A 17,861-nucleotide genomic window follows, 5' to 3' on the forward strand; every position below is an offset into this window, starting at 1 on the left:
TAGGGGCTGCCAAATAAAAGCCGTTGGTAGCTATTCAGGTCACATCATTCTGAAACTTATTTTGTTTTAGCCATCATTTCGTAGAGGGGGATCAAGGCCTGATACGCCGTCTCAAAGACGGGGTAGATTTTCTCATACACTGCTTGAGCCGCCGGATCGGGCAGGATTGTTTCGGCGATTTCGTTCATCGTCTCGCTCATCGAAAAATCCGGGTACAGGCCCACGCCAACCCCGCCGATCAGGGCGGCCCCCATGGAGGTAGCCTCTTCCAGAGTCGCCAGCCGTTGGACAGGGATGCCGTAGATGTCGGCCATCAATCGATTCCAGAAACGGCCTCGCGCCCCGCCGCCAATGAGGCGCATCGCCTCTATCGGCGCGCCCTGCGCCTTGAAGGCATCGAGGATGACGCGCAGGTTCAAGGTGACGCCTTCCAATACGGCCCGCACCATATCGGCGCGGGTGTGGCGGATGGTCAGGCCGATGAATGCGCCACGTGCTTGCGGATTCCAGCGCGGGCTGCGTTCACCCATCAGGTAGGGCAGAAAAATCAGCCCGTTGGCTCCGGCGGGCGAGTCTTCGGCTTTTAAATTCATTAATTCATACGGATTGAGCCGCAAAGTGGCGGCGGCCTGAACTTCTACCGGGCACAATTGGTCTCGCGTCCATTGGTAAGAGGCTCCGGCAGCCTGCATGGTGCCGGTGGGCGTAAACATGCCGGGCACCACATGGGCAAAGGTAAAGGTTTTAAAATCGGGATCATAAATGGGCTGTTGGCTGGCCATAGCAATCCAGGAAGAAGAGCCGACATAATTGTAGGCCATCCCCTCGGCCACCACCCCGGCCCCGGTGGCGGCGCATGGGCCATCTCCTCCACCCAGAACCACCGGCGTTCCGGCAGCTACCCCAACTTCATTGGCCACAGCAGGCAGCACGCCGCCAACAACATCAATGGATTGGCGCAGGTCAGGCAGTTTGGCCGGGTCAAGGTCAACGGCCTCGATGATGCGCTCCGACCACGCGCCCTGTTTCAAATCGTAAAGGTTCATTCCCGACGCATCCGAGGGGTCAGTAACAAAAGCGCCGGTCAGCCGGGCTACCATTGCGTCTTTGGCATGGCCAATTTTGTAGGCGGCGCGGTAAATATCCGGCTGGTGGTCGCGCAGCCAGAGTATTTTGCTCAACGAATATGAGACGCTGAGACGATGCCCGGTAAGGCGGTAAACTTCTTCCGGCGGCACCCGCTCACCCACCCAGCGCTCCTGCTCCACCGAGCGCTGGTCGGCCCAGATAATGGCGTGGCGCAGGGGGCGGGCCTGTTTATCCAGGGGCACGCAGCCCATCATTTGCCCGCTGAAAACAAGGCAGGCTATTTCGGTGGGGCCAACTCTGGTTTGTTGGAGGAGTTGGCGGGTGGAGCCGCACACGGCCTGCCACCAATCTGCGGGGTTTTGCTCGGCCCAACCGGTGTGGGCATACTCGGTGCCGTAGGGGTAAAAGGCGCTGCCGGCCAAAGCGCCGGCGCGGTTGTAGAGCGTGGCTTTATTGCCCGTTGTGCCCAAGTCGTGGGCCAGAACATAGTTTTTGGTGGTCATGGTTCCTCTCCTTTGAGGCAATAATCTACCAGATAGCGGACGGTGTTGGCGACTTCTGAGGTTTAAACAGGGCCTAACTCGCCTTACCGGCTACGTACACCACCCACTCCTCTGCATCGTACAGGGGCAGGTTGTCCCAACCGGGATAAACTTCAACCGTAGCAAAGCCGGCTTGTTTCATCATCTCTATCATTGTTTCAACCGTGTAAGTTTGGTCGCAGAGCATAATTTGCTCTAACTCTCCCGTTTCCAGGTGGATAATGTGGAACCGTTCAATGGACATAGCCTCGGCTTCGTCCCAAAAGCGTTCGCCCAGGTGCAAAAAGGGTTTGTCACCCCACAGGCCCTTGTCGTCGGTGAACCACCAGGTGTTGTGGTTTTTATCTACCCGGTCTTGGTTGAGCAATTCTACGACCAGTTTGCCCCCCGGTTTTAAAAACCGGGCAATTTGGGCCAGCAGAGCCTGGGCTTCATTTTTTTTGAAAACGCTCAGTTGGCCGTAAATAAACATAGCGGCGTCAAAGCTGGCCTGGCCGTAATTCATTTGCCTGATGTCTTTTTGCGCAAACGTACACTGCTTGGCCACGCCCTGGCTCAAAGCCAGATCACGGGCGTAAGCAATAGAAGCCGGGCCAAAGTCAACGCCGGTTACTGCGCAGCCTCGCCGGGCAAATTCTACCGCGTAAAGGCCCGGCCCGCAGGTTACGTCCAGCAGACATGCGCCGGAAAACAATTCCAGTTTCTGCCACAGCCAATCAATCTGCTTCAACCGTTCGCCTGTTACCCGCGAGGCCGCTCCATGCGATTGGTCCAGGTGTTCCCGCAACATCCGTTCCGAAAAATCTGGGTCGTCCCAGGGTAAATTGCCGCCTTCACTCCAAGGCGCGGGGCGGCCGGGGCGATGGTATATTTTCCAGAGCGCTTTAGCCAGGTGTTGGTCATTGTTTTTGTGCGCCATAACTCCTCCATCATACTCCCGGCCACTAAAATGGTGGCCCCGGCCTGTCTGGTTGTTGTTTTTGTTTGCTATAACCCCCTCATCATACCACATCCCCGGCAATCACTCAAAAAATGTTTTGTTTCTGCCCGGGTGAAATTTCTAATGGAGTTTTGCCTCAAGGCAAGTGAACAATTTCCTATTGACCCATCTTAAAGAATGTAATAAGCTATTTTATGGTAGTATCTACCGCCAAGGATCCTTAACAAGGGGTAAAAATGGACTTAACCGGAACCTCCATTGGTCAGTATCACGTTATCGAGCAACTCGGACACGGGGGTATGGCGACCGTCTACAAGGCTCGCCAGCCCAGCCTGGATCGTTACGTAGCCATTAAAGTGCTAAAGGCCGATCTGGCCCACGCCGAAGGCTTTGTGGCCCGCTTTGAACGCGAAGCCAGAACCATCGCCCGGTTGCGCCATCGTAACATTCTGACCATTTTTGATTACGGGCACGAGCAGGACCTGTTTTACCTGGTGATGGAGTACGTTGGCGGAGGCACGCTCAAAGAGCGACTCGGCTGGCCCCAGGACCTGGGCTATGCGGTAAATATGATCTCCCAAATGGGCAATGCCCTGGCGCATGCCCACCGGCTGGGGATGATTCACCGGGATGTCAAACCGGCCAATATTTTGCTGGTTGAAGAAGACTGGCCTTTGCTGTCCGATTTTGGGCTGGCCAAGATGGTGCAGGACACGCTGCAATTGACCATGAGCGGGGCCAGCGTGGGCACGCCACAATATATGTCGCCCGAACAGGCTCAGAGTTTTCCGGTTGACCAACGCAGCGATATTTATTCCTTGGGGGTGGTATTGTATGAGGCCGTTACCGGGCAGCCCCCCTTTGGCCTGGACAGTCCCATGGCCGTGGTCCTCAAACACATCAGCGACCCCGTGACCCCGCCCTGCAAATTGCGCTCCGATTTACCCAATGAAATAGAGCGCGTTATTCTCAAGGCTCTGGCTAAAGACCCGGCCAACCGCTACCAGCGGATGGAAGATTTTGTGACCGATCTACAAAAGGCGGCCAATCTCAACCTGCTCCAGCCGGGCGGCATGCCCATTAGCCCCAGGGATCCCCCTCTAAATTATGAACCCGTTTCAACCCCAAGCACGCCTTCCCGTCGCCTCCGCCAGCGAAAGTCGCGGTGGGTAAAGGTGGTTATGAGATTCTTGCTGTTGGTAGGCTTTGGGCTGATCGCTCTCTTGCTTTTTCGGGATTCGCTGTTGCCCCTGGTAGCCCCTCTTATTGAAGAAACCGCCTCCACTATGTCTGCCGACCTGTTGGCCGGCGTGATCACTCCTTCAGCCGCCGAAGCTACCCCTTTGGAAACATTACCCGTCCCAACGGCCACAGAGCCTGAGGCCATAACCACCGATCCCCCTCCAACCGCTACCTTTCTCCCCTCACCGGAGTTGACGCCAACCCCAATGCCAACGGCTACGGCGCTCGCGCCTTTGCCTACACCCACTCCCCCGGCCACGCCAACAGCGCCGCCGCAGCCAACCGTCCAAACGCAAATCTGGCCGGCCGACGGCGCAGAAATGGTCTTTGTGCCCGCCGGAGGTTTTTTGATGGGCAGCAATGATTTGGGCGATGATGAGCGGCCTATCCACCCGGTTTACCTGGATGATTTTTGGCTGGATAGATATGAAGTGACCAACGAACGTTTTGCCCGTTTTGTGGATGCCACCGCTTATCAAACAGAAGCCGAGCAGGCCGGTTGGGGCTGGGTGCGCATCGGTGATGAATGGGAAGAGGTCAGCGGCGCCGACTGGCGCCACCCGCGCGGCCCCAACAGCAATATTGAGGGCCTTATGGACCACCCTGCGGTTTTGATGAGTTGGAACGACGCCGACGCCTACTGTGATTGGGCCGGCAAACAATTGCCCACCGAAGCCCAATGGGAAAAGGCCGCTCGCGGCCCGGCTGGTTATGCTTATGCCTGGGGCAACGAGTTTGACTCAACCAAAGCCAATATCAAAGAGACAGGGCTGAATAATACCACCCCGGTGGGTGCTTTTTCCCCACAAGGAGACAGCGCCTACGGCGCGGCCGATATTACCGGCAATGTGTGGGAATGGGTGGCGGACTGGTACGGCAGCGCTTACTACAGCCAGTCGCCATCGGCTAATCCGCCGGGGCCGGATAGTGGCGCGTACAAAGTGTTGCGGGGCGGCTCGTGGCTCTTTGACTCGGTTTACGCCCGTACAGCCTTTCGTTACAATGTAAGGCCCGATTACACTTACGATTTTACGGGATTTCGTTGCAGCCGGTAATCCCTGAAAATAGAATGCAAGAAATCAACTTTACCCTTACTGTAAACCACCCATTTAATCATCAATAAATTGTAGAGGAGAAAATAATGAAAACCTCACTCTGGCCTGACAAGCTCTTTCTCGCTATCATCCTGATTCTGGTGAGCGTACTTTTTCCCTTACCCGCCCATGGCCAGGACCAAAACGACGCCCGGCAGCAACGGGCCGTGCCCGGCCTGGACGTGATTATCCTGGTTGACGAGTCGGAGACAATGTGGAATAAAACCGATACCGAGGGCGTCAGAGTCAACACGGTTAATTATTTTATTGACGTGCTCACCTCTGAGCAATCCGGGGCCACGCACCGGGTGGGCCTGGTTGCTTTTGGCACGGAGCCTCAAGTGATCCCCTATACCACGCTCGACACTCCCGCCGCCGCCACGACCCTCAAAGAGAGGTACGCGGCCATCCACCGGGGCATTGACGCGCACCATGATAAAGAGTATACCGACCTCAACCTGGCCCTCCAAGCGGCCCTGGATATGATGACCCAGGATAGCGACCCCACCCGCAAATCTGCCCTTATCCTCATCTCCGACGGTCAGCCCACCAACCGCCAGACCGGCGAGAAAAAGGGCGAGGAAACGGTTGCAACCTACTTGCAGGAAACGCGCCGCTTGCTGGGGCAGTTGCAGGGATATCCTTACCTGGCCAATGTTTGCGCCAGCCCCAACGGCGCGCCGCTGTATATGATTGGCATGGGCGTGGACAAACTGGTGGAGTCGTCCAGCCCGGAATATATTGAACTCTACCGGGAGTTTTGGCAGGAGGGCGCGGCCAGGGCCGGCGGCTACTACAAAGAGGCAGAGAAAATACAGGAAATGCAGGGCATCAGCACCTACATCTTCTCGGAGTTGCTCTGCACCCCGGCTACGCCCTCGCTGGGCGTGCGCTCGCCCCAGGTGCTTGAATACCAGGTTTACGATAGTTATTTTCAAATTTTCTTCACCATTTCCGGCAAAGAAAACCCGAAAGTGGCGGCCAAAGTTTACCGGCCCCAGCCGGACGGCAGCAAAGGAACCGTGCCCCTAAACAAAGGCGAAGAAGGCATTAGTTGGCAAGGCGGCGTGGATTATGAGGTGTGGGGCGTAAAAATTTCGGAGCCTTGGGCCGGCACCTGGCAGGTAGCCCTGGAGGGCGAGGGTCGGGCCGAGTTTAGTTATGTTTTCTTCCCTAACGTATCCATTGGCCTGGTTGAGCCGGGCAACAACTTTATCCCGGTGGATAAGCCCTTTACCGTTCGGGCCAAAATTATGGATGAAAACGGCCAGGTGGTTGACGTGCCGGTCAAGGATTTTCAGGTAGAAATAGAGGGGGAAAACTTTAGAAAACAGGTTGGCCTGGAAAAAGATGGCGATACCTTTGTGGTTGAGCTTGATCCGCTTACGGAAAAAGGTGAATACTCGTTGACCTTCCACACCTTGCTGCCGGACGGCACGCCTCTTTACGAGCACAAGTGGGTCACGCTGATTTCTGCGCCCTGGGTTGAAGTGACCGAACCGGGCCGGCAGGCCTCGTTTGTGCCCACCGAGCCTATTCCCCTGGCCGCCGGCGTGCACCTGGCCGGGGCGATCTCTTTTGAAGACACCAAACTGGTGGCCACGCTGTTGAAAGATGGCATCCCGGTCCAGAGCATCGAAATGAGTCGTGGCGAAACCACCAGCCAGGGCGACGAGAACGTGGTGGCCTACACCGGCGATTTCCCACTGGTTGAAGAAAGCGGCAATTATGAAGTCCAGGTGAAATTGATGGCCATTCTACCCGGCGGACGGGTATTTGACCATGAAACTGCGCCGCTGCCTTTATCTGTTTTGCTGCCGCCAACGGCTACGCCGCTGCCTACGCCTACGCCAACTTTTACACCCACGCCAGTCCCGCCTACTCCCACCCCTACGGCCACTTCCACCCCTATGCCCACACCCACGCCCACCCTTACGCCTACGCCGGTTCCGTTTTTGGTGGCCGCCGCCCGCTCGTCGTGGTGCTGGCCGGGGCTGCTGCTTTTACTGTTACTGGCGGCGCTGATTGCGGTGCTGGCCGGATATTGGCGCAAGCGACGTCGCGGGGATGTGCCGGAAAAGATAAAATTATTGGCCGAATTGATGCAGTCCCGTTTGCAAAGTGGCGAGGCACCTTACGTGCTGGTGTTGGGCAGCGGCCCGGCGGTGAGCCTGGGCAGCCAGTCAATGCAATACGTGGTTCAAGGCGTGGCCGGCACCGCGGATTTGGAAAAGTTTTATAAAACGCTCGACAGCCTGAGCGCCATGGAACGCTACGTGATTTTGAAGAAATATTTTGGCGAAGCCGATCTCTCGTCGGGCTACCGCTACCTGGCCGAGCTGGTCAAAAAAGGTTTTTTCAATGTCATCCTCACCACCAATCTTGACCCCTTTGTGGAAGATTCCCTGGCCGAGCATAAAATAAGAGGCGTGGACGTATTGGTGTGCGGCGAGCAGCGCAACGGCGAAACAATGGATTTGCCTACCAATCCGCAGGCTCAAGTAAGAGTGATCAAATTGCACGGCGATGTTGAAGCTCGCGCCTTTGCTTTTACCCCCAGCGAGATCACGGTTTTTGGCAACGACAGTGAACGAATTTTACGCCACTATCTCAGCCGCGACGTGATCATTATTGGCCACGGCCCGCGCGATTACGATATCAACCGGGCCATTGAGCGCGAAGGCGGCTCGGTTTGGTACGTGGGCCAAGACGCCCCGGCCTCGGACGACCCCGTGTACCACGCCATGCGCGCCCGCCGCACCCAGGCCAACGTGATTACGGGCGATTTTGGCTGGTTTGACCCATTTTTTGATGCGTTGTATGAAGAGTTGATGCGTTCTTAAGGACTATATGAAAACATCTCCACAACTTCCCGGTTGTATAATGGCTGCGGCCATTGTGATGGGGCTTTCCGCTATTCCTCCCGCAATAAAGGGAGGGTTAGTGTTAATGTCCTTTCGTGCCGAAGATGAGGCCATCAGTGAGCTAATAGTGCTTTTGGCTTTTTATTGGGGCGATGTTATCCTCTCACTTGTGCTTGCTTGGGGTTTATGGCATTTAAAAAATTGGGCACGCATTATGGTCATTGTGGTGTTAAGTTTAGCAATACTAGCCGGTTTTGCAGCAGGTGGCTTTGCCGGAATAGCTATGTTGGCCTTATTGGGATATGTTGTTTATTGGTTTGCATCAAACGGAGAATATTTTACTCTTTCCAAAACAGGTGTTCCCGGAGAAAAACCTGGCAACCATATTAAGTCAACAGGAGGAACTGAAGTGGCAGAACACCCTGATGCGCGTACTTTTGCCGCCGGCATAACTATTGTTATTGGAATCTTGGTTATTTTAAGTGGACTTCAGTCGTTATTAGGAGACGCAAATGCGTTTGGCTTCTACTGTAATATACCCGCAGGGATCGCGCTTATTTTTGTGGGATGGATCATCAAGCCAAAAGATCGGCCTGGCAGGGGGGCTACTGTAGTTTCAAAGAATGATGAATTGTTATCCCAAAATAGCAATCCTGTAACAGATACTTCTCCAGCGTTATCCGTTGGTGCGGCTATGGTAGATGCCGGCCAGCAGGGTGTGGTCAAAAACGCTAAAATAAAAGTGTGGAAAAGATATGCGGATGGGGGAGAAAACGCCAAAGTTGCGGAGGATCAGGCGTTCAATCAAGATCCTGTTCCAGTGAAAATTATCAAGATGGGAGAAGATGAGGCCAACACTTCTGAATGTTTAGATGTGTTTTATTGTCCGTGGTGTCATAAAGCCTATCAAGTGGATCAAGGGATTACTCAAGAAGCAAATGTTATATTTCGGTGTATAAAATGTAATAAGTCAGTAGTTTTGCATTTTTAACAATTTGAATTGGAATATTGCTTCATTTGGGGCATACTTTGAAAAACTCTGAAGCTAATCTGGAGGGAATTATGCCCCAGCCGAGCCATATCCGAGATGTACGACTGATGCAGTATTTGCGTCTGTTCAGCAATGTGTTTAGTTTGCCCCAATGGAAGTACGTTGTGACAGTATTCCTGGGTTTATTGCACTGTGATGAACGGCGCACCCTGTCAGCTTTGTTACGCCAAGTGTTCACCAAGGTGACTATCTTTGGCTTGTGCTATTTTCTACGGACAGCCAAGTGGTCAGTGGAAGCGTTGACGACTGTCTGTCAGGCCCATTTCTATGCTCAAGTAGCTCCCTTGGCGGCCAAAGTCCATTGAACTCCTCGGCACAAAGCCCATCTCGCCTGATCATGCTAATGTTTTCCCCTCTGATCATTTTGGTTTGGTCGGCAAATTAAAGTGGTCCTGAAACCCAGATTGCAAAATTAGATAAAACGAGTTATACTTAACATAATACAGAGCGTTTTTGCCTGATTTGGGAGAAATTAGGTATGGAGGAGGTTAACGTCTTTGCCCCACTCAATATGGAGGCAGTCGTCGTTCTGGCGGCGGCCATTGTGGCCGGGATAGTGCTGGCCTTTACTTTATTCGCTCCCTTTGATCGCCTTTTTACCACCATTCATGAGTTAGGTCATGTTTTTGCCGCTATACTCACCGGGGGTGAAGTGAAGGGCTTTGAAGTCCACTTTAGAAGCAAAGGCAGCCAGAAAGGGGTAACAAATTTTGAGAAGGGAGACCCTCATTATATCATTCCGGCAGGGTATATGGCCACCGCAATTTTCACCACAGGATTGACCTTGGTGAGTGGCTTGCCGTACCTTGCGCCTTACGCTGTGAGTTTTTTAGGTATTTTGTTGATTTTTAGCGTTTTGCGTCATGGCCGATCTCTATCAACGGCAATTATCGGGCTGGCCTTGGGCACCGGATTCATTTGGGTGGCCTGGAATAGTGCATTGATCTGGTCAGTCTTTTTACTTTACTTACTCGCTGTCATAGGCATAGTGGTAGCTATTCGTGACTCGCGGACAATAACCCACCTGGCCCGCTTTGATCCCGCAGGTATCCACGATGCCGCTCAAATGGCCAAACTCACCGGCCGGTCGGCAAAATTTTGGGCTGCCGCCTGGTCCATCACAACGTTTTTGATGATAGCCGTAGCTCTCTGGTTTACCTGGCTGCGTCATTTATCCGCGTGAATTGTCCTCCTGGCCCATCCTCTCTTCTCTCAACAGCGAAAACCATTCAATATCAAGATTCCGGCCTTTTAAGAATATTGCTTGCCTGGCAATCCCTTCGCTCTTGAAGCCGCATTTTTGGGCCACTTTTTTTGAAGCCGGATTGCCCACCACCACGCTCAATTGCAGCCGGTTGATCTTTTTGGTTTCAAACAAAAACTTGACCAACAACGACAACGCTTCGGTCATGCATCCTTTGTTTCGACTGGCCCGGTCAAAAAGGATGTAGCCAATTTCAAGCCCGTCAAAATACGGCACGGATTTGAAATACCAAATGCTACCCAATATTTTGTCCTTTTTATTGACAATCACCAACCGGCCAAAATTCTCACTCCAAAAGCCATGTTCGGCAAAATCCTTTTTGAAGGCCGGTTGAGCCGTCAGGAAAACCGGAAAATAATCCCCCCTGTTCTCGATATCCGACCAAAAATTGAACAAAATGTCCAAATCTTTCTCTTGAATCACGCGTAAGTTGATTTTGTCGCCTTTAATCATTGGTAATGTTCTCCTTGCTGACGAAAAATTCAGTGTTTTTGGCTGGCAAGGTATGGTATGGCCTTCAGCCTGGTTTGTCAAAGCCAAAGCCGAGATTTGCTCTATATCTTTGACAAGACCTCCGATGCCGGGTGTGTCCAGAATTTTAGGAAAGCACAGGGGGAAATTTGGGGGGATACCCCCTACACCGCCCGGTCCTCCTAAAATATCGGACAGACCCTCCGATGCCGGAGGTCTTGACATTACCTTGGAAAGAACGTATATTAGGGCATCGTTGCTGAAGGGAGTCAGTCGGTGACCACGCCCACTCAACAATCCGTCCCCCAGCGAGACCTGGCCTGGCAGATAATGCGGGCCGCCCTGCAAGCCGTTGACCCGGCTCAAGCCGTTCGCCGGTGCCTGCATCTCACCGAAAACAACCTGATCGTTTCAGACCCCCACGGCCCTGAACAAACTTACCATCTGGCCGACTTCGACCGGGTATTGGTTGTGGGCGGGGGCAAAGCCGGGGCGCCAATGGCCGCTGCGGCGGCAGAGGTTTTGGGCGACTACCTATCCGGCGGCGTGGTGCTGGTCAAACATAAACACACCCTGGCCGACCCCACCGCTACCGGCCTCATCGAAATTATCGAGGCCGGCCATCCCCTGCCCGACCAGGCCGGTGTGCGTGGGGCGCAAAAGATCATTGATTTGCTGCACAGCGCCACCGCCCGTCACCTGGTGCTGTGTCTTATCTCCGGTGGCGGTTCGGCGCTGCTGACCGCGCCGGTAGCGGGTGTTTCTTTGGCCGATTTGCAGGCGCTGACCCAAATTCTGCTGGCCTGCGGCGCCCCTATCCATCAAATCAACACCGTGCGCAAGCACCTCTCGCGGCTCAAGGGCGGGCAGTTGGCGCGATGGGCCGCCCCGGCCACAGTGGTCAGCCTTATCCTGTCCGACGTGGTGGGCGACCCCCTGGACGTGATTGCCTCCGGCCCCACCGTGCCCGACCCCACTACTTTTGCCGACGCCTGGACTGTGTTGACGCGCTATCGGGTAGAGAACGACATCCCGGCGGCCATCGGGCGCCATCTTACCGCCGGACTTAGCGGCCAACTGGCCGACACCCCCAAACCCGGCGCTCCCGTTTTTGACCGGGTGCAAAACATTATTGTGGGCAGCAACCGGCTGGCGGCCCGCGCTGCGGCTGACACTGCCGAAAAGCTGGGCTTTGACCTGGTATTGCTGACAACGTTTAGCGAGGGTGAAGCGCGGGAGGTAGGGCGAGTGGTGGCGGGCCTGGCCAAAGGTTTGGCTCGCGGCGAAACCATGCATCCGGCAGGCAGGCCAATTGCTAAACCCGCCTGTTTGATTTTGGGAGGAGAAACAACGGTAACGTTACGGGGCAACGGCCAGGGAGGGCGCAATCAAGAAATGGCCCTGGCTGCGGCCCTGGCTCTGACCGGTTGGGACAACGTCCTTATTGCTTGCCTGGCCACCGACGGCACCGACGGCCCCACCGACGCGGCCGGCGCTTTTGCCGATGGCACAACCGTGGCCCGCGCCGCCGCCTTGGGCCTGGACGCCGCAGATTTCCTGGCTCGCAACGACGCCTATCACTTTTTTGAACCGTTGGGCGATTTGATTATGACCGGGCCGACCCGGACGAATGTGAATGATTTGACGTTGATTTTAGTCGGCCGTAAGGAGAACTCAAATGAAAGCGATGATTTTGAACGAATTGGGCAACCTGGCCGAAAACAACTCGCCCCTTGAACTAACCGACCTGCCTGATCCCCTTCCCGGCGAAAAGGAAATTTTGGTGAAAGTTTTGGCCTGCGGCGTATGCCACACCGAGTTGGACGAAATTGAAGGCCGCACTCCGCCGCCGCAGTTGCCCGTTGTTTTGGGCCATCAGGTGGTGGGCCGTGTGGTAGAAATGGGCCGGGCCGCCCAAAAACACAAGGTCGGCGATAGAGTGGGCATTGCCTGGATTTACTCCAGTTGCGGGCGGTGCCGGTTCTGTCAAACCGGGCAAGAGAATCTATGCCCCAATTTTAAGGCCACCGGCCGGGATGCCAACGGTGGTTATGCCGAGTATATAACCGTGCCGGAAGACTTTGCCTATCCTATCCCCCCAACCTTTTCTGATCTTGGAGCGGCGCCGTTGTTATGCGCCGGAGCCGTGGGTTATCGTTCGCTCCGGCTGGCTGGCCTGCAAGATGGACAGAATTTGGGATTCACCGGCTTTGGCGCGTCGGCGCACCTGGTTTTGCCGATGGCGCGGCACCGCTATCCGCGGGCCAAAATATTTGTGTTTGCCCGCAATCCCAAAGAGCGAGAATTTGCCCGGGAACTGGGCGCGGTGTGGGCCGGTGATACAGCCGAAAAAGCGCCCGAAAAGTTGAACGCCATCATAGATACCACGCCCGTGTGGAAACCGGTGGTAGAAGCCCTAAAGAACCTGGCCCCGGGAGGCAGGCTGGTGATCAACGCCATTCGTAAGGAAGATGGAGACAAAGAATACCTGTTGCGGCTGGATTATTCCACTCACCTGTGGCTGGAAAAAGAGATCAAAAGCGTGGCCAATGTAACCCGGCGTGACGTGCAAGAATGTTTGCAACTGGCCGCCGAGATACCGCTCAAACCGACGGTGGAGCAGTTCCCGTTGGCAGAAGCCAACCAGGCTCTGCTTGAACTCAAAACGCAAAAAATCCGGGGGGCAAAAGTTTTACAAATTGGTTGAGCCGCCCTTGGCCAAATTCAGCATGATCTACCGATCAAAATTGACCTCTCAGAAGCTGTCTGAAAAGCATGTCATTTTGAGGCCATAGGCCGAGAAATCCCTGGAATCTCGCCGGAAAACTTCACGCCGTAGAGATTTCTCGCTACGCTCGAAATGACATGTTGGGCTTTTCAGACAGGCTCTCAGGCCGGTAACATTCAAGCTCTTGACAAAATAGAAAGAGTGGAATATAATATGGGTGACTGCCCACCCACTATTAATAATCAAAGGAGACCCCATGCCCCGTTTATCCACCGCCGTAAGAGACGACGTTTTAACCGAAACCCGGCAACAACTCCTGGCCGCCGCCGCCGTGGAATTTGCCGACAAAGGCTTTGCCAGCGCCAATATTAACCATATTTCCACGGCAGCCGGTTTTGCCAAAGGCACCATCTATAATTATTTCTCCAGCAAACGGGCGCTGATGCTGGCCCTGATTGACGAAATTGCGGCTACCCATACTAATTTCATTATGGCCCAGGTTGAAACTGCCCCAAACCCCACTCAACGTTTGCAACGCTTCTTCAGCGCCGGTTTCACCTTTGTTGAACAACATTCCGTGCAGGCGCGGCTGGCCATTAACGTGGTCTATGGCCACGACGACGAATTCAAACAGCGTATCTATCAAGCCTACCAGCCGCTGTTCACTTTGCTGATTGAGGGCATTGTGGGCGACGGCATAACCCAGGGTGACTTCAAACATGTAGACCCGAATCTAACCGCGGCCCTGCTGATGAGCATTTACCTGGGCAGTTGTTCGTTATTGGACTCAGTAGGCAAAATTTGGTTCGACCCCGACCAGATTGTGATCTTTGTGATGGAAGGGCTGCGGCAACCGAATGGCCGCTATGAAGACCAGGAGTGAGTGCAATGGTAAACGTGGTCACCTACTCGCTGCGAGACGGACAAAAAAATTCGGGGCAGTACTACCAGGATGTAGCCGTGTTCACGGATGAAGTGCTGGTTGAGGCGGAGGACCGGGTTGGGGCGTTGGTGAAAGCCTTTCAAACCTATCTCCGGCAGACCGGCCGCGAGACGCCTCGCTCCGGGGCCGAGTATGCTTTTGAACTATTGACCTTGGGGGTTCTGTGGCAAACCTACGCCAATGTCGCCCTGGTCCTGGGCCGCCCCCCCCCAGCGCATTCTGGCCGGGGTGAAACAAGCCCTGGCCGAAGGCGCAAATTGCCAGGGTTATTTTGCATGGACTCTGGTCGATAACTTTGAGTGGGCAGAGGGTTACAGCAAGCGTTTTGGCTTGGTGTATGTCGATCATAAGACCCAGCAGCGCACCATCAAAGACAGCGGCCTGTGGTTCAAGGAGCTTATCGCTGCCCAGAGATGAAAATCACGGCAAGGGGGTGGGCATAGGTATGCGGCCTTATATAGTTTTTCAGAAAAAGAATTTGAGCCTCTGTCGGGTGGCGAGAGGGCACAATGCCCTCCTCCCACCCTAAAACATTATCTGAACATCTGTAGTAACCCTCCAATAGTCACAACGACGAGCAGCAATAGAATCAAACTGTATTTAGGTCGCGGCTCGAAAATCAAAAGAGGCCAAAGCCAAATAACGCCATAGACGGCTGCAAGCAAAGTGGCTTGGATATTTCTGCCTATAAAGATCATTATGATTATGCCAATGCCAGACAAAAAAACGCCCAAAAGCCATAAATTATCTGAAGTTGAAGATAAGCGAACCCCAGCACCCGCTTCGGCCTGGGCCTTAAACCCCATCAGCATTCTTCTTTCCATGATATAATGCAATGGCCTTCCAATAAAATCACCAATTATACTCTTCAGATTTGGCAATTCCTGCCCATGGGTGCGTACGATCAAACGAGTTTGCTTTGAATTGATCTTCTTCAAAACAAAAGCCCCCCAATCTTTTAAAACAAACGATTGTCCAGGTTCAACCGCTACTACCGGAAAATTATATTTTATTAGGCTCTTGGATTCATCGAGCGATGCTGGCACAATACGCCCCACTTTCATTTCTTGAAATTCTGGTTCTACATCTCCCTTGCGGAACTCATATCCTAATGCCTTTTCGATAAAAGAGTAACTGAAAAATCCTCCCCGGTCCGCCCCCAGTTGAACCAGCCATTTCCAAACTTCAGAAATTGGCGCATTTATAGTTATCGCCCGAGTGGCGCTTATATATGGGGCTAAACTATCTCCCACTAACGGCATTTTTACTTCATTTTTAGATGCGCCCCAAGTTAAGATTATGGGGCGCAGAAAAACAGCATATACTATTATTTGAAGGCCAATAATAAATATAAGGATTAAAAAAGATTCCATTATATTTGACATTGTTACTCCTCAGACTTCCAGAGTTTGTAATTATTCACCTTGTCTCCCATGTCACTGCGAGCCAGAGGCGAAGCAGTCTCCATCCTGGCATTGGAGATTGCTTCGGACTGCGCCCTCGCAATGACATGCCAAGAAGGTGAATAGTTACCAGAGTTTTTTAAGGAGCGCGTAGGTTGGATTAAACGAAAGTGAAACCCAAAAGTCATCCGGTTTTCTGGTGGAACCAGTCCAGGGTTTGGCGGATAGCCTGGCGGTGGGGAGTCGGGTTGGCGACAAACGCCCTCTCGAACTTGCCGTGGTCCACAATGAACGCCTCCTCAAACTCGTACAGCATTTCTTTCATTTCACGTAATACTGGTACAAACAAAGCCAGGATAGAGACCATCACCTTCGGCATCACGCTGACCTTGAATGGTGTCCCTGCTTCCTCGAATACCAGTTCAAGGAATTGGCGCGTAGTCAGTGTCTCGGCGTTGGGAATGTGCCAGACTTCACCCAATGCTTCGTCGTGTTCTCCAAGCGTCACTAGTCCTCTGCCAAAGTCCTCAATGTAAGTGTAGGTATGCGGCATATCCAGATTGCCAAACACACTGGCAGCTTTTCCTGACAGCGCCTGGGGGAACACCCGCTCTCCGACGGCAGTGACCAGCGCACCCGGCCCGTAGAAGTCGGAACCGCGCCCGATCGTGGCTCTCACTTTGCCGCTAGTATGAGCTTCCATCAGAGTGGTTGCTATCTGAGCACGGACGCGGCCTTTGCGCGTAGTGGCGACGTAGGGCAGGTCTTCGGTCATCGGCCCTGATACCGGGCCATACATATATAGGTTGTCGCCAAAGACCAGTTTCGCATTGGCAGATGCTGCGCCTGCAATAATCCCATCCATAATGGCGGGCCAAAGTTCCACCCATTTGGTATAGTCCACGCCGATACAATTGTACACTACACTGGCTTCTTTGCAGGCTTGACGAGCACTGGCGGGGTCACTGGCGTCAGCCTGTACAACTGCGACTCCGGCGGGTACCTTTGCCTGCCCTCGACGGTTGACCATTCGAACTGGTTTGCCACATGCAACCAATTCACGCATCACCGCCAACCCCAGCGGGCCGGCGCCGAATACGACGTGTAGCTCAGAATTAATGCTCATTGAGTCTCTCCTTTCGATTCACTACCCGACATTTGAGATGGCTACCCTCCCGCAGGTTCAAAAATCGTCTTGATTATGGGCCAAATCTCGTGACCAGCGTGTAAAATGACCCAAAATTACTGCCTAACCTGCGGGAGGTTGAGAGTCGGGTAACGAATCCTTTCGATAGAACATATCCGATTTTGACGAGCCGCATAATTTGTATTAGACAGCTTCCTGGGCCGTCATGTCAGGCTCACTCATCTGAATATCATACGCCCGCCCGGTAAAAATCGTCAATAGCAGAGATAAGATAGAAAAGTAAAAGCTGTTGAGGAACAAATCCGGGTTGTTCAGATCAAAAAAATACACCAGAATGACGGAGCCGATCGTCAAAAACACGCCGTTGATAACCGCCACACCAAACACCCACGGCCATAACGCGGCCAGGAAACGCCGGGCATTTACGGGGAGATGTTGGCGCCACCAAGTTGCCGGCGCTCCAATGCCGACCCCCGCCACCCCGGCCAGCATGCCAATCAGCGGCGGGCCGACCCCACCCCCCACCAACAGCAAAGCAATCGAAAGCAGCAGCAGCGTGCGCCCATAGCGCTTGTTGCGCCCCAATATCGCCCAGGCCACAATGGCCACGGAAATCAAGATGGTGAGAATCCCCGTGACCAAGAGATTGGGAACAATGGTCACGCCCGGCTCGCCGCCCATGTTGGTGGCAATCGGCCCCTGTGTCCATGAATTTACAAAGATACTATCCGGCTTTACATTGCCTTGCAGAACCTCGCCCACGCCGTGGGTGAGACCGCCCAGCCCTGCCAAAATACCAAATATCAAAGCTGTGCTTTTTGCCGCGCTGAAAGTGGTTTTGTTTTCCATAAATCTGTCTCCTTTAGTGTACATCGCCAAGTTCCTCTATTTTGGGAAAACTAAGATTCAAAGTTGGGCCATTGAAAGATAAGCACGGCGACCAAAATCGCCAGATTAATAAGAATGCCAATGGCGCCTTTATCATGCAGTTTCTGCCATCTTGAATTTAGAATAAAAAATGGGCGGGCTGCGAGTTGCGCAGAACCGCCCTTGGGTAGAGAATTTGGCTATGAACACACAAAA

Annotated in this window: 15 protein-coding genes; 9 read left to right on the forward strand and 6 right to left on the reverse strand. The window is 53.6% G+C overall.

The annotated features are described in order from the left end of the window. Nucleotides 1-56: 56 nt before the first annotated feature. A complete protein-coding gene (gene xylB / locus JW953_21945; GenBank protein MBN1995366.1) occupies nucleotides 57-1,592 on the reverse strand; it encodes a xylulokinase in 1,536 nt (511 codons plus the stop codon). 73 nt (nucleotides 1,593-1,665) lie between these two features. Further along, on the reverse strand, nucleotides 1,666-2,550 hold the full coding sequence (locus JW953_21950; protein ID MBN1995367.1) for a class I SAM-dependent methyltransferase: 885 nt from the start codon (nucleotides 2,548-2,550) through the stop codon (nucleotides 1,666-1,668). Nucleotides 2,551-2,807: 257 nt separating this feature from the next. Between JW953_21950 and JW953_21955 the strand changes: the two genes are divergently transcribed. The 4 genes from JW953_21955 (at nucleotide 2,808) to JW953_21970 (ending at nucleotide 10,005) form a co-directional block, all read left to right on the forward strand. Beyond that, nucleotides 2,808-4,868, forward strand: coding sequence for an SUMF1/EgtB/PvdO family nonheme iron enzyme (locus tag JW953_21955; protein ID MBN1995368.1), 2,061 nt, complete (start codon nucleotides 2,808-2,810; stop codon nucleotides 4,866-4,868). A gap of 86 nt (nucleotides 4,869-4,954) precedes the next feature. Then, on the forward strand, nucleotides 4,955-7,750 hold the full coding sequence (locus tag JW953_21960; protein ID MBN1995369.1) for a VWA domain-containing protein: 2,796 nt from the start codon (nucleotides 4,955-4,957) through the stop codon (nucleotides 7,748-7,750). Nucleotides 7,751-7,790: 40 nt separating this feature from the next. Further along, a complete protein-coding gene (locus tag JW953_21965) occupies nucleotides 7,791-8,762 on the forward strand; it encodes a hypothetical protein (GenBank protein ID MBN1995370.1) in 972 nt (323 codons plus the stop codon). Nucleotides 8,763-9,300: 538 nt separating this feature from the next. Next, the gene (locus JW953_21970; GenBank protein ID MBN1995371.1) at nucleotides 9,301-10,005 is read left to right on the forward strand and encodes a M50 family metallopeptidase; all 705 of its coding nucleotides are present in this window, start codon (nucleotides 9,301-9,303) and stop codon (nucleotides 10,003-10,005) included. Here the strand turns inward: JW953_21970 and JW953_21975 are convergent. Next, on the reverse strand, nucleotides 9,994-10,539 hold the full coding sequence (locus tag JW953_21975) for a GNAT family N-acetyltransferase (GenBank protein MBN1995372.1): 546 nt from the start codon (nucleotides 10,537-10,539) through the stop codon (nucleotides 9,994-9,996). The genes JW953_21970 and JW953_21975 overlap by 12 nt on opposite strands. Before the next feature lie 348 nt (nucleotides 10,540-10,887). On the opposite strand from JW953_21975, the gene JW953_21980 reads away from it, so the two are divergent. The 5 genes from JW953_21980 (at nucleotide 10,888) to JW953_22000 (ending at nucleotide 14,645) form a co-directional block, all read left to right on the forward strand. Continuing rightward, complete coding sequence (locus tag JW953_21980) at nucleotides 10,888-12,294, forward strand: glycerate kinase (GenBank protein ID MBN1995373.1); 1,407 nt, start codon at nucleotides 10,888-10,890, stop codon at nucleotides 12,292-12,294. Next, nucleotides 12,236-13,264 (forward strand): zinc-dependent alcohol dehydrogenase family protein, encoded by a 1,029-nt coding sequence (locus JW953_21985; protein ID MBN1995374.1) that lies wholly within the window; start codon nucleotides 12,236-12,238, stop codon nucleotides 13,262-13,264. Before JW953_21980 ends, JW953_21985 begins: the two co-directional genes overlap by 59 nt. 277 nt (nucleotides 13,265-13,541) lie before the next feature. Then, nucleotides 13,542-14,168: a TetR/AcrR family transcriptional regulator gene (locus JW953_21990; GenBank protein ID MBN1995375.1), complete on the forward strand. Its 627-nt coding sequence runs from the start codon at nucleotides 13,542-13,544 to the stop codon at nucleotides 14,166-14,168. A 5-nt stretch (nucleotides 14,169-14,173) separates the two neighbouring features. Further along, a complete protein-coding gene (locus JW953_21995) occupies nucleotides 14,174-14,521 on the forward strand; it encodes a hypothetical protein (GenBank protein MBN1995376.1) in 348 nt (115 codons plus the stop codon). Next, nucleotides 14,409-14,645 carry a family 1 glycosylhydrolase gene (locus tag JW953_22000; protein MBN1995377.1) on the forward strand — a complete coding sequence of 79 codons (237 nt, stop codon included), beginning with the start codon at nucleotides 14,409-14,411 and terminating at the stop codon, nucleotides 14,643-14,645. The genes JW953_21995 and JW953_22000 overlap by 113 nt, the downstream gene beginning before the upstream one ends. A gap of 116 nt (nucleotides 14,646-14,761) precedes the next feature. Here the strand turns inward: JW953_22000 and JW953_22005 are convergent, their stop codons facing one another. The 3 genes from JW953_22005 to JW953_22015 all read right to left on the reverse strand — a co-directional run bounded on the left by JW953_22005 (nucleotide 14,762) and on the right by JW953_22015 (nucleotide 17,627). Then, nucleotides 14,762-15,613, reverse strand: a complete 852-nt coding sequence (locus JW953_22005) for a hypothetical protein (protein ID MBN1995378.1) — start codon at nucleotides 15,611-15,613, stop codon at nucleotides 14,762-14,764. A 202-nt stretch (nucleotides 15,614-15,815) separates the two neighbouring features. Then, nucleotides 15,816-16,757 (reverse strand): NAD-dependent epimerase/dehydratase family protein, encoded by a 942-nt coding sequence (locus JW953_22010; GenBank protein ID MBN1995379.1) that lies wholly within the window; start codon nucleotides 16,755-16,757, stop codon nucleotides 15,816-15,818. Between the two features lie 204 nt (nucleotides 16,758-16,961). Beyond that, nucleotides 16,962-17,627 (reverse strand): hypothetical protein, encoded by a 666-nt coding sequence (locus tag JW953_22015; GenBank protein MBN1995380.1) that lies wholly within the window; start codon nucleotides 17,625-17,627, stop codon nucleotides 16,962-16,964. Nucleotides 17,628-17,861: the final 234 nt, after the last annotated feature.

The sequence above is a fragment of the Anaerolineae bacterium genome, from assembly GCA_016931895.1.
Taxonomy (GTDB): Bacteria; Chloroflexota; Anaerolineae; order 4572-78; family J111; genus JAFGNV01.